Source organism: endosymbiont of Galathealinum brachiosum, from assembly GCA_003349885.1.
Lineage (GTDB): Bacteria > Pseudomonadota > Gammaproteobacteria > SZUA-229 > SZUA-229 > SZUA-229.
On sequence record QFXC01000013.1, the window covers coordinates 99,788 to 121,082 of the forward strand.

Annotated in this window: 19 protein-coding genes; 6 read left to right on the forward strand and 13 right to left on the reverse strand. The window is 39.9% G+C overall.

Annotation, left to right across the window (positions count from 1 at the left end; translation table 11 throughout):
* Positions 1-57: 57 nt before the first annotated feature.
* Both DIZ80_13325 and DIZ80_13330 read left to right on the forward strand, forming a co-directional pair.
* On the forward strand, positions 58-2,532 hold the full coding sequence (locus tag DIZ80_13325; GenBank protein RDH81094.1) for a molybdopterin oxidoreductase: 2,475 nt from the start codon (positions 58-60) through the stop codon (positions 2,530-2,532).
* Positions 2,533-2,547: 15 nt separating this feature from the next.
* Entirely contained in the window at positions 2,548-3,498 is a 951-nt protein-coding gene (locus tag DIZ80_13330) for a hypothetical protein (GenBank protein ID RDH81095.1), read from the forward strand.
* Between the two features lie 222 nt (positions 3,499-3,720).
* Here DIZ80_13330 and DIZ80_13335 read toward each other — a convergent pair whose 3' ends face one another.
* On the reverse strand, positions 3,721-4,035 hold the full coding sequence (locus tag DIZ80_13335) for a peptidase (GenBank protein RDH81096.1): 315 nt from the start codon (positions 4,033-4,035) through the stop codon (positions 3,721-3,723).
* 189 nt (positions 4,036-4,224) lie between these two features.
* Between DIZ80_13335 and DIZ80_13340 the strand changes: the two genes are divergently transcribed.
* From DIZ80_13340 to DIZ80_13350, 3 genes are all read left to right on the forward strand, one after another.
* Positions 4,225-4,713 carry a peptidylprolyl isomerase gene (locus DIZ80_13340; GenBank protein RDH81097.1) on the forward strand — a complete coding sequence of 163 codons (489 nt, stop codon included), beginning with the start codon at positions 4,225-4,227 and terminating at the stop codon, positions 4,711-4,713.
* A 184-nt stretch (positions 4,714-4,897) separates the two neighbouring features.
* Entirely contained in the window at positions 4,898-6,172 is a 1,275-nt protein-coding gene (locus DIZ80_13345; GenBank protein ID RDH81098.1) for a pyridine nucleotide-disulfide oxidoreductase, read from the forward strand.
* A gap of 292 nt (positions 6,173-6,464) precedes the next feature.
* Positions 6,465-7,244, forward strand: coding sequence for a hypothetical protein (locus tag DIZ80_13350; GenBank protein RDH81099.1), 780 nt, complete (start codon positions 6,465-6,467; stop codon positions 7,242-7,244).
* 34 nt (positions 7,245-7,278) lie between these two features.
* On the opposite strand, the gene DIZ80_13355 is transcribed toward DIZ80_13350, so the two are convergent.
* The 3 genes from DIZ80_13355 to DIZ80_13365 form a co-directional block, all read right to left on the reverse strand.
* Entirely contained in the window at positions 7,279-7,665 is a 387-nt protein-coding gene (locus tag DIZ80_13355; GenBank protein RDH81100.1) for a DUF2237 domain-containing protein, read from the reverse strand.
* Between the two features lie 10 nt (positions 7,666-7,675).
* Positions 7,676-8,740, reverse strand: coding sequence for a homoserine O-succinyltransferase (locus DIZ80_13360; protein ID RDH81101.1), 1,065 nt, complete (start codon positions 8,738-8,740; stop codon positions 7,676-7,678).
* Positions 8,741-8,842: 102 nt separating this feature from the next.
* Complete coding sequence (locus tag DIZ80_13365; protein ID RDH81102.1) at positions 8,843-9,688, reverse strand: ATPase; 846 nt, start codon at positions 9,686-9,688, stop codon at positions 8,843-8,845.
* Between the two features lie 183 nt (positions 9,689-9,871).
* On the opposite strand from DIZ80_13365, the gene DIZ80_13370 reads away from it, so the two are divergent.
* Positions 9,872-10,447: a hypothetical protein gene (locus tag DIZ80_13370; GenBank protein RDH81103.1), complete on the forward strand. Its 576-nt coding sequence runs from the start codon at positions 9,872-9,874 to the stop codon at positions 10,445-10,447.
* A 78-nt stretch (positions 10,448-10,525) separates the two neighbouring features.
* Here the strand turns inward: DIZ80_13370 and DIZ80_13375 are convergent, their stop codons facing one another.
* From DIZ80_13375 to napF, 9 genes are all read right to left on the reverse strand, one after another.
* Positions 10,526-11,770 (reverse strand): hypothetical protein, encoded by a 1,245-nt coding sequence (locus DIZ80_13375; GenBank protein ID RDH81104.1) that lies wholly within the window; start codon positions 11,768-11,770, stop codon positions 10,526-10,528.
* A gap of 3 nt (positions 11,771-11,773) precedes the next feature.
* Positions 11,774-14,689 (reverse strand): hypothetical protein, encoded by a 2,916-nt coding sequence (locus tag DIZ80_13380; protein RDH81105.1) that lies wholly within the window; start codon positions 14,687-14,689, stop codon positions 11,774-11,776.
* A gap of 118 nt (positions 14,690-14,807) precedes the next feature.
* Positions 14,808-15,407: a butanol dehydrogenase gene (locus DIZ80_13385; GenBank protein RDH81106.1), complete on the reverse strand. Its 600-nt coding sequence runs from the start codon at positions 15,405-15,407 to the stop codon at positions 14,808-14,810.
* 17 nt (positions 15,408-15,424) lie between these two features.
* Positions 15,425-15,868: a periplasmic nitrate reductase electron transfer subunit gene (locus tag DIZ80_13390; GenBank protein RDH81107.1), complete on the reverse strand. Its 444-nt coding sequence runs from the start codon at positions 15,866-15,868 to the stop codon at positions 15,425-15,427.
* A complete protein-coding gene (locus DIZ80_13395) occupies positions 15,865-16,761 on the reverse strand; it encodes a quinol dehydrogenase ferredoxin subunit NapH (GenBank protein RDH81108.1) in 897 nt (298 codons plus the stop codon). The genes DIZ80_13390 and DIZ80_13395 overlap by 4 nt, the downstream gene beginning before the upstream one ends.
* Positions 16,761-17,603, reverse strand: a complete 843-nt coding sequence (locus DIZ80_13400) for a ferredoxin-type protein NapG (GenBank protein RDH81109.1) — start codon at positions 17,601-17,603, stop codon at positions 16,761-16,763. The genes DIZ80_13395 and DIZ80_13400 overlap by 1 nt, the downstream gene beginning before the upstream one ends.
* A gap of 137 nt (positions 17,604-17,740) precedes the next feature.
* Positions 17,741-20,278 (reverse strand): periplasmic nitrate reductase subunit alpha, encoded by a 2,538-nt coding sequence (locus DIZ80_13405; protein ID RDH81110.1) that lies wholly within the window; start codon positions 20,276-20,278, stop codon positions 17,741-17,743.
* Complete coding sequence (locus DIZ80_13410) at positions 20,275-20,571, reverse strand: nitrate reductase (GenBank protein ID RDH81111.1); 297 nt, start codon at positions 20,569-20,571, stop codon at positions 20,275-20,277. The genes DIZ80_13405 and DIZ80_13410 overlap by 4 nt, the downstream gene beginning before the upstream one ends.
* A complete protein-coding gene (gene napF / locus DIZ80_13415; protein ID RDH81112.1) occupies positions 20,568-21,233 on the reverse strand; it encodes a ferredoxin-type protein NapF in 666 nt (221 codons plus the stop codon). Before napF ends, DIZ80_13410 begins: the two co-directional genes overlap by 4 nt.
* Positions 21,234-21,295: the final 62 nt, after the last annotated feature.

Consider the following 21,295-nt stretch of genomic DNA (forward strand, 5'->3'; position numbering starts at 1 on the left):
CCCAACGACATAACAATGCATCTTTATATTTCTTAAATGAATAGCGGGTGAAGTGTTATGGCATCAAATAAAAATGAAATTACCGTCAAGGTATTCAGCAAACAGGATATTGAGGATCTAAAAAATGATCCCAATATCGCAAATCATGGTCGGCGTAGCTTTTTAAAATGGAGCGCAATCGTTTCATCACAGGCAGTGATTGGTGGTGGCATAGTCAACTTATTAGCCAGCGGTAAAGCTCAAGCCAATGATACATTTGATAACGTAACAGAATGGGTTTATTCCGTATGTGGTTATTGTTCTTTTGGTTGTGGGCTTAACATTGGCGTTAATTCAACGGGTGAAGCGGTTGCAGTACGCGGCAACTCTAATCACCCGACCAATAAAGGTCGCGTTTGCGTTAAGGGCCTGTATGAACACAAAATTCTGGAAGCACCGGATCGTGGTAAATGGCCACTAATCAGGGATACCAATGGTGACTGGAAAAAAATTACCTGGGATGAAGCAACCACCATACTTAGTCAGAAAATAATTGATGGTGTTGATGCTAAAGGTAAAGATTCCATAGCAACTTACAATACCGGTCAATGGACACTGGAAGAATATTATGCTTTTGGCAAGCTGGGTAAAGGCGCAATTGGTACTGGCACCATGGATTCCAATACACGTTTATGTATGGCTGCAGCAGTAGTTGGTTACTTAACTACTTTTGGTTCCGATGGTCCTCCAGGTTGTTATGATGATGTGGAAAATACCGATTGTTTCTTTGTTATTGGTATGAATCCCGCAGAGATGCATCCACAACTCTGGCGTCGCATTGCACTTGCACGCTCAGGTAGTCGGGCACCAAAATTGATCGTGGTTGACCCACGCCGAACACTCACTGCCCGCAGTGCTGATTTGCATCTGGCGCTTAAACCCGGTACTAACCTGGCGTTAATGAATGGTCTGATACAGCAAATTATTGCAAACAACTGGACTGACAGTGCTTACATTAATGCACATACTCGTAACTATGATGCTATGGCTGCAACAGTGGCTAAATACACGCCTGAGTATGTATCAAACATTACCGGTTGCCCTGCTGCTGATATTGCACTGGCGGCAAAATGGATAGGTGAATCACCTGAAGCCCTGTCGTTATTTATCCAGGGTGTATATCAATCTATGGGTGCCACCGATACGGTACGTATGATTTGTGCCATGCATCTAATCACAGGCAAAATTGGTCGCCCGGGTTCTGCACCATTTAGCATCACGGGTCAGGCCACCGCCATGAGTAATCGTGAAGCCGGAGCTTCATCTGCGTTGGCGGGTTACAGAAACCCTTACAATCCTGCCCATACAGGTTGGCTGGAAGATTTCTGGAATGTAGACAGGGGTAAAATTCCACCACGTAAACCAACGCCAATAACATCTAATAAAGAGTATCAGGATATCAACAGCCATGTGGAAATGATGAAGAATGGTGAGCTGAGTCTTTTCTGGATTCAGTGCACCAACCCGGCGGTTACATTGCCGGATTTGAATAAACTGTACTCCTACATGGATTTCGATAATCCAAACCGCCCCTACATTGTAGTGCAGGATATTTATGAACCGATGGAATGTACACACTTTGCTGATATGTTCCTGCCCGCTGCTATGTGGGGTGAAAAAACCGGTACGTATACCTGCTCTGAACGCAAAGTAAACCTGGGCCGTCAGGCAGTACAACCCGCCGGTTATGATTTACGTGCAGATGGTTATGGAGCTTATGCGGATCTTGAGATTACCAAAATGATGGCAGATAAAATCGCTTCCATGGATTCACGTTTTGCCGATAAAGACGGTAACTCAGTGATTGGCTTTAATTCATATGAAGAAGCCTTTGAAGAATGGAAACAGGTATCCACAGGCACCATCTGTGATATGAGTGGTATGACTTATGATCGCATTGAAGCCAATGAGGGTATTCAGTGGCCATCCACCCCATCAGATATTTATGGTGGTACTCGTCTGTATTCCGATGGACGCTTTAATACCAACTGGGATGATACGCAGGGCGGCACTTCAGATGCCCTGTGGGTTGATCCGGATAATCTAAGCCGAGCTTATCTATGGGCAAAAGATTATATCGAAGCACCAGAAGTGCCAGATGTTAATTATCCATTCTGGCTTATCACGGGGCGTGTCATCGAACATTTCCATAGTCGAACCAAAACTAAACGTGTGCCTCAATTACATGAAATGGTGCCGGAAAACTATGTTGAAATGCATCCAGCTGATGCTGCAGCAATGAATATTTCTCAGGGCGATCTGGTTCGCCTGACAACACGTCGAGGTGAAATTGTAATCAAAGCACTGGTTGTTAGCACTGTACGACAGGGACAGGTATTTGTTCCTATGCACTTTGCAGATCTCGATCCGCAGGATGTTGCACAAAATGGAGGACGCTTAACTGCAACCAACCGACTCACCATGAACTGGGTCGATCCGGATTGCAAACAACCTATCTATAAACACTGTGCCGTTAAACTAGCTAAGGCTTAATGGAGGAGAATGAACATGAAATATTTAAATAAATCCATTAAATCGTTACTGGCTTGTCTGGTGATTCTAGCCCTGGGTTCTTCAACTGCTCTTGCAGCAAAAGTAAGAGTCAGTTTGTCGGCGGCACCTTCAACCATTGATACAGGTCAGTCAACAACACTGAGCTGGAGTGCAACCAGTGCAACCAGTTGTTCCGCAAGCTGGACAAGCAGTACTGCAACAAGCGGCTCGCAGTCTGTTAGCCCGAGTACAACTACAACTTATAGTATTAACTGTACAGATGGTCGTAGAAGTACAGGCGAGAGTGTAACAGTGACAGTGAATGTACCGCCACCAACAGCCAGTCTATCGGCCTCACCTTCAACCATTGATGAGGGGCAGTCAGCAACATTAAACTGGAGCTCAACCGATGCCAGTAGTTGTTCAGCAAGCTGGACAAGCAGTACCGCAACTAGTGGTTCAGAATCTGTTAGCCCGGTTGCAACCACAACTTATAACATCAGCTGTGATGGTGATGGTGGTAGTGCAAGCAACAGCGTAGATGTGACAGTAAATACGGCTGGCGGTGGTTATGATCTTGTTGGAGATTATATTGGTGGAACCCATGATACACAGGTCTACGATACCAGTTTCGCAGTAGAATTCAGCTATTCCTGTTTAACTGGTGGCTGTCATGAAAATGATCAGCAGTTAGTGGATGAATATGCAGCAGCCAATATGACTCATACCATGGTCAAGTGTAATGCCTGTCATGGAACACATACGGCCGATACAGTGGGGCTTGAAAAGCCTAATCTTACAGGTCATTACCCAGGTATCGGAGCGACTGGTTATATAGTTGGCACCGATCGTTGCAAAACGTGTCACAGCAACCAGCATACCGGAGGAAGAGCGAGTAAAAATGACTGTAAGAGCTGTCATACACCACATGTGTTTGCGCCACCCAATGGTGGTAGCAGATGGTAGAAACAACGCAGACTCCAGCTTCCAAAGTTAGATAAAGAAGTCTGGTAAAAAAGGATTTAAATAATAACTACCGGTATTTAAAGGAAGCCACAGGTATTTATTTTAACCGGGGATAGAACGCCAATATGTGTGATCTATCCCCGGGGAAGGATACCTGAATCTGGCAAAAATATGTGATTTACACTTCTGGCGATACAGAAATTAAATACCACACTGACAATACTAGTAAAATTTTCGATCTTTACGGCGTTTACCTGCCTGCTGAACAACGACACCTTTAATATGTGTTGGCCCTTTAAATTCTTCAGTTTCATATAGATCATTTAAAGGCACGAGAAAATGTTTTTCATCATGCTCTCTATACTGTCGAAATGTATACTCTTCTTTCAAATCCAGTGCAACTACATAACAGCCATCACGGATAACACCTTCCGGGTCTACAACAATAACAACCCCATCCATAAATTCAGGTTGCATAGAATCACCTAAAACTTGCAATGCAAAAGGTTCGGCTTTACTACAGGATGATGCTTCCATAGGGGACTCGTTTTGGTAATGAATTAACTGGTCAATAATTATACACTAATATTGCAACTGTAGGCAGAACCACCTGATAAGAGATTGATTATATACTCTGACTATCACCATATTAATGGTGCTAATTATGGTGTATCAATTAATAAAGGTATAATAAAACCCAATTCCGTTAAACACAGTAGTTAGATTATGCCAGCACAGAAAATATGTAGAAATAAAGCAGTCCAGTTCACCTATACCATTAAAGATGACGAAGGAAATGTCGTCGAACAGGTAGATTTACCTGTTAATTATGTTCATGGCGCTGGCAATATGGGCCTTATAGACCAACTTGAGCGAGCAATGGAAGGCCGCACAATGGGTGATAGCATTGAAGTTGAGATTCCACCCGCCGAAGGTTTTGGTGAATATGATCCTGATTTGACATTTACCGACGATCTGGAAAATGTCCCTCCCCAATTTAGAAAAGTTGGTGCACAGGTTGAAATGGCTAATGGTGCGGGAGAAACTAAAACGTTTATTGTTTCAAAAATTGAGGGTGACAAATTAACGGTTGATGGTAACCACCCTCTTGCAGGTAAAGTGGCTACATTTACAGTTAAAGTGCTGGAAGTACGCGATGCAACTGCAGATGAAATTCAAAATGGCATCGCAAACGCTGATACATCAGTACATTAAATTAGAAAAAGCCGTAAACACACTGTCATGTCATGACAAATATGACATGACAGTGTAAAATGTCACTTCAACAATTAATCATAATAAATCTAACTTATTGATTAGTCAGTCAAAATAAACTTGGCCTGATACTTGTAATGTTCCTTAGTCATTATTCCCTCATGACACACCAAGGACATATCTAATGGCACATATTGCAATAATCGGCGCAGGCGTAGGCGGACTTCCCTGTGCATATGAGATGCGTGAAGAGTTAGGCAACGAACACACCATCACCGTTATCAATAATCGCGACCACTTTCAGTTCACCCCGTCTAACCCATGGGTTGCCGTTGGCTGGCGTACAGCTAAAGATATTGCCGTGCCATTAAAACCGATACTTGATAAAAAAGGCATCGAATTAATCGTTGATACAGTAACTGAGCTTGATGCGGAAAATAACATGCTCAAGTTCACCACTACTGCACCACTTCAGTACGACTATCTGGTTATCGCAACCGGGCCAAGACTGGCATTTGAAGAAGTTCCCGGCTCAGGCCCTGATGGCGGTCACACCTCATCCATCTGTACATCTGAACACGCTTTGACTGCATATAAACAATTTCAGGACTTACTGGATAACCCGGGCCCGATTGTTATCGGTGCTATGCCGTTTGCAAGTTGTTTTGGACCCGCTTATGAATTTGCATTCATTGTTGATGCTGAATTACGTAAACGTAAAGTTCGTAACAAATTCCCTATGACATATGTTACGTCTGAACCCTACATTGGTCACCTTGGTCTTGGTGGCGTAGGCGACTCCAAAAGCATGCTTGAATCTGATTTACGTGCGCATGACATTAAATTCATTACAAATGCTAAAACGACCAAAGTTGAAGAAGGAAAGTTATTTGCTGAAGAACTTGATACAGCAGGAAATGTATTAAAAGAGCATGAAATTGATTTCAACTTCTCTATGATGTTACCTGCATTTAAAGGTGTAGATGCTATTGCTAATGTAGAAGGCCTATGTAATCCACGTGGTTTTGTACTCATCGATGATCACCAACGCAACCCGAAATATAGTAATATTTACTCAGCTGGTGTTTGCGTTGCGATTCCGCCTGTTGAACCAACACCCGTACCAACGGGTGCACCTAAAACCGGTTATATGATTGAAACCATGGCAACCGCTATTGTTAAAAACATTGGTCATGAACTAAAAGGTGAAGCACCAGAAAAATGTGGCACATGGAATGCTATTTGTTTAGCTGATATGGGTGACACCGGAGCCGCATTTGTAGCAATACCTCAAATACCACCTCGCAATGTTACCTGGTTCAAGAAAGGAAAATGGGTTCATCAGGCAAAAATTGGTTTTGAAAAATACTTCTTACGTAAAATGCGTAAAGGTAAAACAGATTCTGTATTTGAAGTATTTATTTTAAAAGCACTAGGCATTGAAAAACTTGAAAAATAACTTTTAACTATCAATTTTTTTCATGAAGTAATACCAGCGATTAGAAATAATCAGCTGGTATTATTTTTTGGGCTATCTAATCACACCACCCTCTTGATCCACATCAATAACATCAATCTTGACGAATCGCATTACTTGTATTGTTTGAATATTAATTTATTCTAATGGTTAAATTTAATTCAACAACAAATGATCACAGTAATTGTTTATTCCTGATACAAAAAAGGGAAGTTCTATTAATTACATAATCGATTAATAGATTTTTAATTCAGCAATATAGGTGATTGTTATCATGTCTAAATTATACAAATTTCTATCTTCGTTTATATTATTGTTTTGTCTGTTACTACCGACAAACAGTTCAGCCGAAATTAGTAGTTTATCGTCTGCTATTAACAAAGCAGGCAGACAGCGAATGCTTAGCCAACGTATAGTGGCAACTTATAGCCAGGTAGGTCAGCAGATACAAACCAAAAAGAGCAGAAAACAGTTAAAGAACGCAATTATCCTGTTCGATCAACAATTGAATGAACTCAAAAAATACCAACCCATTGGCAGCATCAATAAACAACTTAAAAAAGTGGATGTATTATGGCAACCGATGCGCCTGATTGCACTTGCACCTGTAAACCGAAGTAAAGCTGAAGAACTCAGGGAGCACGCTGAAGATGTACTCAGAGCCTCTCATCGAGTTGTCATCATGCTTCAGGACAAATATGGTTCTCGGTTAGGCGAGCTGGTAAATATTTCTGGTCGACAACGTATGCTCTCACAACGAATGTCTAATTTATACATGTTACAAAGCTGGGGATTTTCCAGCTCTGAATATACGGGAGATTATTCACGTGCATTAAATGAATTCAAAGGCGCATTATCTGAACTAAATAACTCCAGTTTGAATAGCAGCCAGATAAACAAAAAATTAAATAAAGTAAGAAAAGAGTTTGCCATGTTAGAAAGAAGCAACCATAAAGCAAATGGTGAATATATTCCTTTAATGATAAAGATGTCTACTGACAAACTTTTAATTATTATGAATGACATTACTATGTTATACGAACAACTAGAGTAATTAAGATTTAGTTATATTTTTAAAATAGAATAAGCTAGTTCAAATCTACCGCATATTGACGCATTAATTCAATAGGAATAATTTCTAAAGCTTTAATATGTGTACGGGTCAAGTGCAGCCTCGGGGCTCTACTTTCTTTTTGGGCTTCCAACCATCTTGCCGCACATAAACACCAGCTATCTCCCGGCTTTAACCCGGGGAAACCGTACTCGGGCATAGGTGTACTTAAGTCATTACCCTTAAATCGTGAGTATTCTAAAAATTCTTTAGAAACTTCTATACAAACCGTATGAGATCCCACGTCCTGTAAACAGGTATTACAAAATCCATCCCGATAATAACCGGTTAACGGATTATCTCCACATACTATTAAAGGCTCACCGAATACATTTTTAGATTCATCCATTTCTGAATATGACATAACACACCTACTACAAATTTAATGGATTCTTTATATCGATTTCATCCATAAACGGTTTCTTACGATCAGAATGAGTTAACTGATAAACCAGGCCTACCCAGTTCCCCACCACTTCACCAGCTGTATCATGCCAGGTATTATCCAGATAATGTACAACTAAACTTTCTGGAAATTCTGCCACATCCAGATTATTTTTTAGAGCATTCACTACCTGAGACTTATATTCACGTAAAATAGCTGAAGACTTCAAATTAAAATAGTGCTCAGGAAACGGAGGATAATCACTACGTAGACCTTCAATAAATAATAAGACTTCACGTTTATATTCTTTTAATAAAGAGATAGTATCGTATTCAGGATGCCCCTGAAAAAAAATTGTCCGGAACCCATCTTCTGATGCTGCCAAATGCACACACTCATTATCACCTACAGCAAGCACTTTTAAATTAGCCTGCTCAAACTGCTGTCTACTTACATCATTCCATCGTGAATGAGGAACATCAAAACGTGTATTAATATCAGTAACCAGAGGATGCGATTGATCCGTAACCCTATGAGGAAAAACACCCCACTTCTTACCTCCCTGAGGCACACGCTTTTGATTATAACGAAACTCCAGAACCGCATGCGTCGCGAGGCAGGAGCACAAAGTTGAAGTTACATTTTCATGAGCCCAGTCAGCAACTTCAATAAGAGGTTTCCAGAATTCCTGATTAGACAATTCTGAACCAATGACATTTGCACCGGTAATAATTAATGCATCTAAACCCTGTTCTTTTATTTGCTCAAACGTTTCATAGTATTGATCTATATGTAATTGAGTTTTCTCACTACGAGGTAATTCACTTAAAGTAAAAGGGTGCACATAAAACTGCGCGATAGGGTTGCTCTCACCAATGAGTCTAAAAAATTGACGTTCAGTTGCAGCAAGAGCAGCATCCGGCATCATATTTAATAAACCGATATGCAATTCACGGATATCCTGATGTTGTGCAGCATCAGGTGCGAGCACTTTTATACCCTCGCCACGTAGGCGATTGAATGAGGGCAATTGATTATGGGCAACTAATGGCATTTTGATTACTTAACTTAATATTTATTTAAATGAGAATACATTGTTTTGACAAAGACACTGAGTTTTTAAAAAGAAGATACTCTGTGTCTCAGCATCAATAATTTATTCCGTGCGCTTAATTGCCATTTCTAACAATTTAAGAAAATCATCTTCATTTTTTACTTTAGAAACTTCTTCAGACGTTACTGTATACCCTTGCTTAGCAATTTCTTCATAACGAGGAATACGCGAATGAAATAATCGTGGAAATACCCAGCGGGTAAATTCATCAGGATCCATTTCCGCAGCATATTGCAACTTGTTTTCTTTAAGATAAATTGCAAGCTGCTCCTGTAAAAACTCAGCTCTGTAATATAGTGGCTTGGGAGCACTTTGCGCCCTTGCTATGAGCTTCTCTTCCTCTTCCTTATTGGTTACCTGAATATAGAGCATCAATGTGTGCTCTGCTAGTGTATCAATAACCCCCGGCTCATCCAGTTCACACAAACTACCACCCACATCATTAATGAAATGCTGATAGCCATAAATGCTTTGTGCTTTCTCAATAAAATCAGGTACGTCAAACATCGTTGCCACTTCCGCTTCACGATAAAGAGACTGATGTCTTACAAAGTCATCCAGTTCTACACCACCTAATTCAGGGTTACCCAGCTTACCAACAAAACTTAGAACCGGCCCAAGGTCATGCACTTTGATATTATTTCGAATATAGATCCAGTCATTGCGTAATAGCTCATTTAAGAATGGAACCTGCATTGCCTGCTGTTTGATCATATCCAGAATTGGCTCATCCAGATAACGGGTACCAATACGGTAGTCACCTGAAAAGTGAAACCAGTGACTGTCTCGCAACATGCTTGATAAATACGTTTTACCTACCCCGGACATACCTAACAGGGTGACCTTCTTGTTTTCCCAGGCCCGAAATTCGTCAACGGTGAACTTCACTCAATAATCTCCAGTTTTATATACTCAACCACCAGCAGCTTAACATACCGACCAACGGTTTTTTATTTAATATTTTCAATAACTTATATCAAAATATGTGTTCAATACCACATATATAAGCATTTTATTATATTCTAATCAGTGATAATCTCTCGCCACATAATTTAACAGAGGACGGTATTTATGCAAAAGCGTACACGATTAGCCACATTTGGCGTTATTTTACTATCATCAAGCATTCTTTTCACGGCATCAACAAAAACTGCAAATGCATGGTTTTTTGACCCATTTGAAAATATGGTTGATCAGTCTCTCGCCACAATTGAAAACTTAATAACAACCCTGTCCAATGATATAGGTACGATGGCAGATCGCATCTTACTCATGTCTGATGATATCGGATTAATGGCAGACCGTATCGGCGAAATGGCAGACCGCATTGTTCATACTGAAGAGATGATATTGGCTTCAACTACAGATAGCGGTATTTCAAGTGTAATTACCTACCCTACAGAGGGCACAGTAGTAAATTCTGTTACACCTGTTAACATCACATTATCCAGCCAGAACCCTGATTACATATTATACATTTCAAATAATGCTGATATGTCTGGCTCTACAAACGCGTTAGTTCAAAACAATGATACATCTATCGCCTGGAGCAGAGTGACTGATTTTGCTACTGGAAATAAACTATATATCGCAGTTCGCACAACTAACAGTGAATACTCAAATACTGTGATGCTTAATCTTCAATAAGACATACTTTTAAGTCATAAGCAGCCTCTCCCAAGGGAGAGCTGTTTATATTTTTTGACTGACGACTAATGACTATCTTTAAAACGGATGCCCGTACATAAACCAGAAAGCGGCCCCTTCATCAGACCATGCTATATCAAGCCGTCCAATATCATGATTCGCCATTACCCGTAAACTAATCCCAAAATCTGATTTCATTGATTGATGTAATTCAGAGACATCCCAGTCCGGCGCTACTCTGCCTATTTCATAAAAACCTGCAATTTCCCACCATTCTAAATTTGCAAATTCAAGAAAGGTTATTTTTCGTAACAAATTTGAGTTAGGAATTATCCTGTACTCAGCAGAGTAATAAATTGCACTGTTATCATGAAAACGCTCTATAGGGTAAGCCCGCATTCGATACAGGCCCCCCAGAGTTACTCCATAATAATGGGGCGGTGGTGCGTCACTCAGTGTATGAGCTGTCCATGTATTGAACGCGATTACCTGTTGATCAATTTGCGAAGTGGTCGGCAATGTAAAAAACTTACTATATTCCAGCTCAACCAGACTCCAGGATTCATTATCACCAAAGCCCGGATCATGCTTTAATCCAACATTCAAAATACTGCCTTTACTCGGATTAACCGGAAAATCAGTATTATCATATTTAAAAGATAAACCCATTCCGGTTGTGGATAATGGAAATTCAGAATCCACATCATAATCACGATTATGATGAAAAAAAGTAGTTTGAAGATAAGTACGTCCGGATTTAAATGGATTAAACACCTCCCCCCCGCTTGCACCACCCACCAGTAAACCTTCACTCAGTGTATAAATATTAACCGGGTTTGATTCTGCACTGCCAATATCAAAAACATATTTAAAATCAATTTCAATCCAGTTAGAAAAACCTTCTGCATCAAAATAATTATCCGCTGTAGAGTCATTACTTCCTGCTGGTGGGTTATTAACGGGAGGTGATGTATCAAGGTAAGCTCTTTGCTGTGGAAACTCACCTAACCCCATACTGGCGTCCATAAAAAAATGAGAGTTTTTCTTAAACTGATAATTATTAAAAAAGGCATACACTGCGGCAGCACCTTCATTACTGACAAGGGCCGTTACAACAAGGCTATTTTGCTCCTGAGGTAAACCACTAATTCCACCGGCAACTCCCGCAACAAACCCCATTGCATCAGAAGCAAAACCATAAGGAAACACATAGGGTTCAGGTTCACCATCGACACGCCCCAACTCGCGAATAACCCTGTCAGCAAAAACATTATCACTAACACATAACAGTAATAATGTTGTCCAAATTTTTCTATATTTCATAATTTATGGCGATGATAGGTACTGAGTAATATCCACTGCATCAATCTGATCTTGTGAGAGAAATTTTTCTGCATATTCCAGATAAACGCCCGAACGTAAAAAAAGGTCAAACAGATCAGTATCAATATGTTTTCTATCTCGCATACCCGACATGATTTTTAAAGAAACGGTTAATGATTTTGCTTTTTTATAAGGGCGATCTGAAGCGGTTAATGCTTCAAAGATATCAGCGATAGCCATCATACGTGCCGTCAGTGACATATCATCTTTTGTCAGGCGCTTAGGATAACCCGTACCATCCATAGACTCATGATGCCCACCGGCAATTGCCGGCACCTGTTTTAAATGCGAAGGGAAAGGTAACTGATCTAACATTTTTATGGTTTGTACCATATGCTCATTAATTATATAACGCTCTTCATTCGTTAACGTGCCCGCTTTCACAGACATATTATATAACTCACCACGATTAAACTTATATTCTGGAATATCCAGATTAAACCCCCAGGGGTTATCATCTGCTATTTTTTCAGAATCAGGACGTTCAATAATATGCTCAGCCTTATCGGCCAATAAATACTCTTCTACCGGCAATTTCTGTTCAGGAGTTGACTCCATTCGTTTTGCTTCTTCCCACGAAACACCTAATCGATCATTAAGGGTTCTCACCCATCGTTTATCTGAAATTTCACTGAGACGAGCCAGTTTTTCATCTTCCATAAATTCACCACCCTGGTTACAGGTGGCAACAAATTCGAAATCATCATCTAGTTCATTAATTGTCTGCTGTAGTGAAATTTTGAGTTTATCAATATCACCTCCTTTAGATACGGCCTTCCAGTACTCTATTTCAGCATCTCTTTTCAAAACTTCAAATCGAGTTCGAATTTCATGAATACGATCATAAATAGTTTCAAGTTTGGTGGATTTATCCACAACATATTCTGGTGTAGTTACCTTTCCACAATCATGTAACCAACTCGCTATATGTAATTCCTGCCATTGCTCATCATCTAATGAATAATCAATAAAAAACGGCTCACTTGAATCACAGGCGGCTTGAGCAAGCATTTTTGCAATTTCTGGTACACGCTGGCAATGACCTCCTGTATAAGGCGATTTAGCATCAATTGCTCCGGCAATTAATTTTATAAATGCGTCTAATAATTCTTCCTGCATTTTTAATAACTGTTTGCTCTCTAATGATACTGCTGCAAACCCGGAAAAAGCCTGTATAAAGGAGAGTGACTGCTGATTTGTCTCAGCTGCTTCATCACTGTGAGGATAAATCAGGGCAATCATGCCCATAAACTCAGCCTGACGGTTTCGCAGTGGCAATAAAATAACATTTATTACTGGTTCATTTAACTGACTAGCGAATTCAACCCAACACTGATCATCATTCGAATTCTGTTGAAAATACTTACACTCCTGAGATATAAATAGATCTGATATTTTTTCATTTGATTCTAAAGAAAACACAGGAAGTTTTTTAGAATCTAAATTAACACCCATGCCAGTCTTTAATGAATCAACCCGTAATGTAATCTCTTCTTCATCAATCAGGTAGGTCGCAACTGCCATCGCTTTACTTGCATATAAGGTTTCTACTGTGATTTTATCTAATAACGATTCAAAATCTTTCTCAATAACCAGAGAATTAATCAAACTCATAAATTGACCTAAACTCGATTTCATCAATCCTTGTGCTTTTGCCAGGTCATCAACCTCTTCAATTTTACTTTTTGGCGAGTTTGAATCTGAAAAATCAAAATTCATTATTTGTTTTGCATCTACTCCCAGCTGATGCATAGATATTGACATTCTTTTTGATATATACCAGACAACAGGTAAAGCAAATAAGATAATCACAAATAAAAGATAAATACTCATTAAACCTATTTCAACAGCATCCTTTAACAGCTCCCTAACAGGTGTCATCGATAACAAATACAGATCATCACCTCCAAGCGCCCCTACCCGTTTAATTACGCCTTGCCAATATTTCCCCTGATACTTGAAGCTAATCTTTTTTTCTTCATATTTATTGTTAGCTACCAGATAAGAAAGCAATTCATTTGATGATTCACTTACATTTTTAAGAATTACATTATCTTTAATTGTTTTTATTAACTTATCATTAGTATTAGTACTGGCAATCATTAAGCCTTTTTCTGTTACCAGATACATTTCTGAAGCAGGCGTCATCTTTGATTCAATCAAATGATTTGACATATTTTCCAATGTCAAATCAGTAGCGATAACTGTATTTGATTGATACATTTTCATAGTTACTGTCGTTCCCACTTGATGCATAAAAAAGAAATAATAGGGGGCTATAGCATGTGGTTCCTGCGACGCCTGCTTAAACCATGGACGCGTTCTTGGGTCATACGTCGTCATCGTATCTTCAACACGTTTTATTACATGTAAATTTTTATTCAGGAATACTCGAGATAACAATATACTCCCGGCATCATCCTCATTCGTGTTATCCACTACAAATTCAGCGTCTTCAGGTGCACTAAATTTTTTCTTCAAATTTTCAGTATTAATTTTTCTAACTATAAAATAATCACCATTTTCATAACCAAACTGCATTGCCGTTATGGTATCTTCTGTATCCATTGCTTCTGTTATAAGGCCGATATAACCTAATCGTTGCTTAAATGTCGTACTATTTGAAATATCTGAATGTGATAATAGTTTTATAGAATTTCTTACCGGGCTATAGGTATTCTGAAAGTTTAATACAAACTCAGTAGCCACCCTGTCATATATATTATCTGCTGCTGAAAGTAGAAGTTTAGTAATTTGTGTATAATTTAAGCTAGCAATGACTCCGCCTACGCAAAGCATTAATATTGTAAATAAACTTGTGAGTATAAAGCGAAGGGAATATTTTTTAGATTTTGTCATATATGGACCATTACCAATTTTTATATGACTATATCATAGGTTGATATCTACATTTACTGAAAGGGAAATATCAGGTATCGGAGCCGTGTGAAACAGGATCCGACACCTTAATTATATGCTAATGCCCTGCACTACCGGTCACAGCACTCGGATCAACTTCATACAATGCTGGTAGTGAATGCGCTATACCTTTGTGGCAATCAATACAGGTCTCGCCTTCTGAAAGACCTTTATCATGACTTGCAACCGCTCGACGCTGCTGTTCACCAAAGTCCATAGACTCATAGTTATGACAGTTACGGCATTCACGCGAATCAGTTTGTTTCATAGAGCGCCATACATTCTGAGCCAGCTGTAAACGTTTCTCTTCAAACTTTTCAGGTGTATCAATTGTACCCAGGGCTTTATGTAATAACTCATTACTTGCCTGTACTTTACGAACCATCTTATGTATCCAGGGTTTAGGCACATGACAGTCAGGACATGTTGCTCTTACACCGGTACGATTTGCATAATGAATGGTTTCTTTATATTCCTGATACACGTTATCTTTCATTTCATGACAGCCAATACAGAATTTTTCTGTATTCGTTGCTTCCATGGCCGTATTAAATCCACCCCAGAAAATAATACCGGCTACAAAACCAGCTATTAGCAGACTCCCAAGAGTTGCTGTACTAGGGCGTCTCATTTTATTTATCAATGATTTTATACTCATTGTTATACCCTTTTATCTTAGTGAATTGTTTTTACAGGCTGAAACGAATTTTCTACTAATGGTTTAGCATCCGCCTGAGGAACATGACATTGATTACAGAAATATCGTCTTGGCGCTATATTCGACATCGCTTCCCCATCACGTCCTGAAAAATGTGTTTGAGATACCTTTGTCGCACCTGCCTTCCGATAATTTGCCCAGCTATGACATGTCAGGCATTTATTAAACTTCATATTAATTTTGTAACCTTTTGTTTTATGCGGAATCAATGGAGGCTGTTGCACATAATCACGAATGATAGGCGCCTGATCATTAATATTCTTTTTAACAACTATTTCATTCGAGTTTGCTTCAATATCAGATGCTCCCCTTAACGAGGTAACTCCACTCGCGCCTGAGGTTGTTGATATCAGCACTGATGAACCCATCAGTATTAACCCTGCCAAAATTGAATTTTTCATAAGTGAACCTCGTGTTGTGAAGTTAATAAGTTAGATTTTACGAATCTATGTTTTATTGTGAATACATCTTCTGCACAGACATCGATACAACGACCGCAGTTTGTACAATTTCCTGAATTTATTATCGGGCTGCTATCAGCATCACCCTTAAGGGCCGGTTTAATTACCTGTGGCTCCGGGCAAACTGCGAAACAATCCATGCAGTCATTACAGGCTTCTCGGTTTAACGCATTTACTTTTATTAAACTAAATTGTCCCAGCCCACTATAAAAGGCCCCCATTGGACACAGGTGACTGCACCAGGCACGTCGACTAACAAAAGCATCAAGAATAAATATGCCAACAATAAATAACCAGGATAAACCCATGCCAAAAACCAGTTCTCTTTGAATCATAGTAACCGGGTTAACCAGTTCCCAGACCAACATACCCGTCACAGAAGCAAGCAGTAGTGAAACCATTAACAAACCATATCGGCCCATTCTGGAAAAACTCAGCGAAGTTTTAATTTTTAAAACTCGTCTTAACCAGTCGGCTACATCGGTAACAATATTTATCGGGCAAACCCAGGCACAATATACCCGTCCACCCACGATAAAATAAAACAGGGCTACTATCGCCGCACCGGTAACCACCGTTAACTCAGGTATATAACCGGTAAATAACGTTTGTAAAAACACAAACGGGTCGGTTAATGGAATAGTATCCAACGTTAAACTGGACGACATATTACCTTTAATAATCCAGATCCCAAACAAGGGCCCTAATAAAAATAAAAAGAGAATACTCAACTGGCTAAACCGTCTAAGTAATAACCACTTATGTGCCTGTAACCAGCCTTTTTTAACGATTGCATCCTGGCCAATTATTTTATCTGCTCTTTTAGTTACCATCACAGACGACCTTTATTCAAACGATCAAGAGCACTTTCATTAAATGGGCTATCGTCAGGCTGTATCAAGCCCTCACCCTGAAAATCATAACGAGTGCCTTCAGGCAAATTATATTTATGTTCTAAATCTGGAGTAACCAGACTGCCACCCGCTTTCTGCTTTTCTTCCCAGCCCAAACGATAATGTTTACCCAATTCACCTTTGGCTAACTTAGCTGGCAATACTTTAATTGCTGCTTCATCCAGAATACAGGCATGCTCACATTTTCCACATCCCGTGCAATCAGATGAATGTACAACCGGAATAAACAAAGCATGTTTACCCGTACGCACATTATGTTGACGATCAAGTGTGATTGCTTTATCCATTACCGGGCATACGTTATAACAAACCTCACAACGTAAACCCTGAAAAGCGATGCATGCTTCCTGATCAATTAAAACTGCCAGCCCCATACGTGCATCGTCAATATTCGTTAACTCGGGGTCGAGTGCACCTGTAGGACAAGCCTTAACACAGGGAATGTCTTCGCACATTTCACAGGGAATGTCTCTGGCATCAAAATAAGGAGTACCCAGTGCAACAGACTCACCTAACTTTGAAAGTTTTAATGTGTCATATGGGCAATCACGCACACATAAACCACAACGCACACAGGCCGATAAAAAATCGCTTTCATCTTTTACACCCGGCGGGCGTATTGCTGTTGAAGGTAATGATTTTGTTTGCTGTGAATACAAACCCAGCCCAATTCCAAACAAAGCAGCACCACCAGCCGCTCTGGAAATATTTTCCAGAAAGCGGCGACGGCTTTGTAATGTTAGGTTGGTTGGGTTACTCACTGTTCTATTTTTCCAATTTGTTTTTTAACTACAAGCTTAAATCAAGTCATTAGTCTTTAGTCAGAAGTCGTTAGTCAAAGCGGTAGGCTGCGCCTGTTTTTGCTTTTGACTTAAGACTAACGACTTCTGACTATCTTTTATGCTTTTTCAATCTTGATAGCACACTTCTTATAATCCGTTTCTTTTGAAAGCGGATCAGTCGCATCAAGTGTTACCTTGTTAATCAAACGACCGGCATCAAACCAGGGAACAAACACCAGACCTTTAGGCGGTCTATTACGTCCACGTGTTTCTACCTGACATTCTATTTCGCCACGACGAGAAATAATCTTCGCAGTTAAACCTCGGCGTAAACCACGAGCTTTAGCATCATCAGGATGCATAAAAACAACCGCATCAGGGAATGCCCGATACAACTCGGGAACACGACGCGTCATAGAACCTGAATGCCAGTGCTCTAATACACGACCGGTTGATAACCATAAATCGTATTCTGCATCAGGGCTTTCCGCTGCAGGCTCATAAGGTGCGGTAATAATATTAGCGCGACCATCTTTCTTACCGTAGAACTTAAAACCTTCGCCTTTTTTAACATATGGGTCATAACCTTCCGCATAACGCCATAATGTTTCTTTACCATCAATAACCGGCCATCTCAAACCACGAGTTTTATGGTAAACATCAAAGTCTGCCAACTCATGACCTTTCTTTGTACCTTCCAGCTGGAAGCGACGATACTCTTCAAATAAACCTTTCTGTGGATAGAAACCGAAATCATCCATCTCATCATTCTGGTATGAATTTCCACGGTCATCCATTACCACCTGTTTCTTAAACTTATCTACCTGACCGTTTTCAAACAGTACATTAAATAATGTTTTGCCTTTGTATTGTGGCGATTTAGCTAACAGATCAGCAGGCCATACTTCTTCCATCTTGAAACGTTTTGCAAACTCCATTAATTGCCACAAATCAGATTTCGCTTCACCTGGAGCACCAACCTGTTGACGCCAGAACTGTGTACGACGTTCCGCATTACCATAAGCTCCTTCTTTCTCAGTCCACATGGCTGTTGGCAATATTAAATCGGAAGCAATAGCCGTTACCGTTGGATAAGGATCAGAAGTAACAATAAAGTTATCGGGATTACGGTACCCCGGCATTGTTTCTTCATTAAGATTAGCCGCCGCCTGCACATTGTTATTACACATAACCCAATACACATTTAGCTTGCTGTCTTTTAACATACGGTTTTGTAAAACCGCATGATAACCTGGCTTACCTGGAATCGTACCTTCAGGTAATTCCCAGATTTTCTCTGCAAAATCACGATGCGCTTTTTTCTTAACAACATAGTCAGCAGGTAAACGATGAGAGAAAGTTCCTACTTCACGAGCTGTACCACACGCTGAAGGCTGACCCGTTAATGAGAACGGACCATTACCAGGTTGTGAAATTTTTCCGGTTAATAAATGCACGTTGTACATCAGGCCATTAGTCCATACACCACGTGTATGTTGATTGAAACCCATGGTCCATAAAGAGGTTATTTTCTTTTTAGGATCTGCATAAAGTTTGGCTAAACGCAGTAAGTTCTTTTCTGGAACACCAGAAAGTTTGCTTGTATATTCAAGTGTATATTCTTCAACACTCTTCGCATATTCATCAAATGATATACCGCTTAATTTACCACCTGTACCTGTTCTCTTTTTTTCAAGCTCATGCTCAGGACGTAAACCATAACCAATATCTGTAGTGGTTTTCTTAAAGTTAACATGCTTGTCCATAAAGCTTTTATCATAAGCTTTATTCTGAATAATATAATTCGCAATATAATTCAAAATAACCATATCAGTTTGTGGTGCAAACACCATACCGTTATCAGCCAGATCAAAACTACGGTGTTTGAAGGTTGAAAGTACGTGTACTTCACTCCCCTCTTTGGTTAAACGTGTATCGGTAATACGTGTCCAGAGAATAGGATGCATTTCAGCCATATTAGAACCCCAAAGCACAAATGCATCAGCGTGTTCTAAATCGTCGTAACAACCCATAGGTTCATCGGAACCAAAACCACGAATAAATGCACCTACAGCAGACGCCATACAATGACGTGCATTGGGATCAATGTGGTTTGAACGGAAACCGGCTTTCATTAATTTAGATGCGGCATAACCCTCAAAAATAGTCCACTGGCCTGAACCAAACATACCCACTGTAGACGTTATTTTATCTGCAGGTTTACCTTTATTGGCAGCCATATCATTCTTAAGCGCTTCTTTCCACTTAACGGCCATGATATCAAAAGCTTCATCCCAGCTTACTTCTTCAAACTCACCTTCTTTATCATACTCACCACCTGTTTTACGCAACAGAGGTTTAGTTAAACGGTCTTTTCCGTACATAATCTTCGAAAGAAAATAACCTTTAATACAATTAAGGCCTTTGTTTACCGGTGCATCAGGGTCACCCTGAGTCGCTACAATCTTGCCATTTTGTGTACCTACCAATACTGAACAACCTGTTCCACAAAAACGACAGGGAGCTTTGTCCCATCGAATTTTATCTTCAGAGGCTGCCAATACATCTTTAATACCAGGTATGGTTACACCCGCTGCAGTAGCAGTGGCTGCTATTGCATTATTTTTTACAAATTCGCGTCGCGTCATTTTCATGCTGACATCCTCTCTTCAGTAGATTGTAATTCTATAATTTCTTGTTCGTTAAATTCGTCATCACTAAACTGGTAAATCATCGAAGCAGATAACACACCATCAATTTCATAAAAACCCATAATGCGTTCACCTACCTCTTTACGATACTCATCTTCAACGGTCACGATTATTCTCCCGTCTTCTGAAACCGCATGCACCTCTACACCTTGCTGCTGTTCCAGTGTCTGCTTAACAGAATCAATCATGCCCTGCTTTGCATGCACTAACACACTGCAAATATTGTACTTACTCATAGGTTATCTCCACCTGGGTTTTCGCTAACTGGAATACGGCCAACAGGGTTCATACCTGACCGGCTTTCTAAATTTATTTTCTGAACTTCAATAGCATGAGCCGGGCAAACATGAACACACTCACCACAACCGTCACAAACTGACTCATTAATATTAATCTGACTATTACCACCCACTAGCAATTTAAATTCAATCGCATCTGCTTCACATACTTCACCACAGGAGCGACAAACAATACCTCTTGATGCAAAACACTGTTCATTAATAACAATGTGCTGCTGCCAGGGTGACTGCTGATTATCTTGTGTAAGTAATAAGGCGTTTTCAGGACAGGACTGAACACAGGCTTCACAATAATCACACCCTTGTCTGAGAAAGCTCATTTCAGGAAATCCACTGGAGCCTTTAACAATAAGTTGTGACGGACAGGCTTCTGCACATTTAAAACAACGCGTACAGGTTTCCGTAAAGTGAGCTTCGCCAATAGACCAGGGCGGTCTGATTGCCTGTTCACCTTTAAGCTTTCCTTGCAGAAACTGTTTACGATTTATTGCCTGTGTTTTCAATTTGCCTCTCTTTTGAGATCGTCTGGCTAACACTTTTATATGATTATGAGTAGAACATATTAGTGTAATATAATGTTGATATAGATCAAATATGATCTAGCTCAAATTGCTTCCGCCTTAATTACGTATAAATTGTAAGGTATTAACCGGCTAAACCT

Excerpts from the sequence above, each read along its gene's own strand:
- DIZ80_13335 (RDH81096.1), bottom strand. The coding sequence starts at position 4,035 with ATGGAAGCATCATCCTGTAGTAAAGCCGAACCTTTTGCATTGCAAGTT.
- DIZ80_13360 (RDH81101.1), bottom strand. The coding sequence starts at position 8,740 with ATGCCATTAGTTGCCCATAATCAATTGCCCTCATTCAATCGCCTACGT.
- DIZ80_13330 (RDH81095.1), top strand. The coding sequence starts at position 2,548 with ATGAAATATTTAAATAAATCCATTAAATCGTTACTGGCTTGTCTGGTG.
- DIZ80_13355 (RDH81100.1), bottom strand. The coding sequence starts at position 7,665 with ATGTCATATTCAGAAATGGATGAATCTAAAAATGTATTCGGTGAGCCT.
- DIZ80_13385 (RDH81106.1), bottom strand. The coding sequence starts at position 15,407 with ATGAGTATAAAATCATTGATAAATAAAATGAGACGCCCTAGTACAGCA.
- DIZ80_13380 (RDH81105.1), bottom strand. The coding sequence starts at position 14,689 with ATGACAAAATCTAAAAAATATTCCCTTCGCTTTATACTCACAAGTTTA.
- DIZ80_13390 (RDH81107.1), bottom strand. The coding sequence starts at position 15,868 with ATGAAAAATTCAATTTTGGCAGGGTTAATACTGATGGGTTCATCAGTG.
- DIZ80_13340 (RDH81097.1), top strand. The coding sequence starts at position 4,225 with ATGCCAGCACAGAAAATATGTAGAAATAAAGCAGTCCAGTTCACCTAT.
- DIZ80_13375 (RDH81104.1), bottom strand. The coding sequence starts at position 11,770 with ATGAAATATAGAAAAATTTGGACAACATTATTACTGTTATGTGTTAGT.
- DIZ80_13370 (RDH81103.1), top strand. The coding sequence starts at position 9,872 with ATGCAAAAGCGTACACGATTAGCCACATTTGGCGTTATTTTACTATCA.
- DIZ80_13410 (RDH81111.1), bottom strand. The coding sequence starts at position 20,571 with ATGAGTAAGTACAATATTTGCAGTGTGTTAGTGCATGCAAAGCAGGGC.
- DIZ80_13345 (RDH81098.1), top strand. The coding sequence starts at position 4,898 with ATGGCACATATTGCAATAATCGGCGCAGGCGTAGGCGGACTTCCCTGT.
- DIZ80_13405 (RDH81110.1), bottom strand. The coding sequence starts at position 20,278 with ATGAAAATGACGCGACGCGAATTTGTAAAAAATAATGCAATAGCAGCC.
- DIZ80_13325 (RDH81094.1), top strand. The coding sequence starts at position 58 with ATGGCATCAAATAAAAATGAAATTACCGTCAAGGTATTCAGCAAACAG.
- DIZ80_13395 (RDH81108.1), bottom strand. The coding sequence starts at position 16,761 with ATGGTAACTAAAAGAGCAGATAAAATAATTGGCCAGGATGCAATCGTT.
- DIZ80_13350 (RDH81099.1), top strand. The coding sequence starts at position 6,465 with ATGTCTAAATTATACAAATTTCTATCTTCGTTTATATTATTGTTTTGT.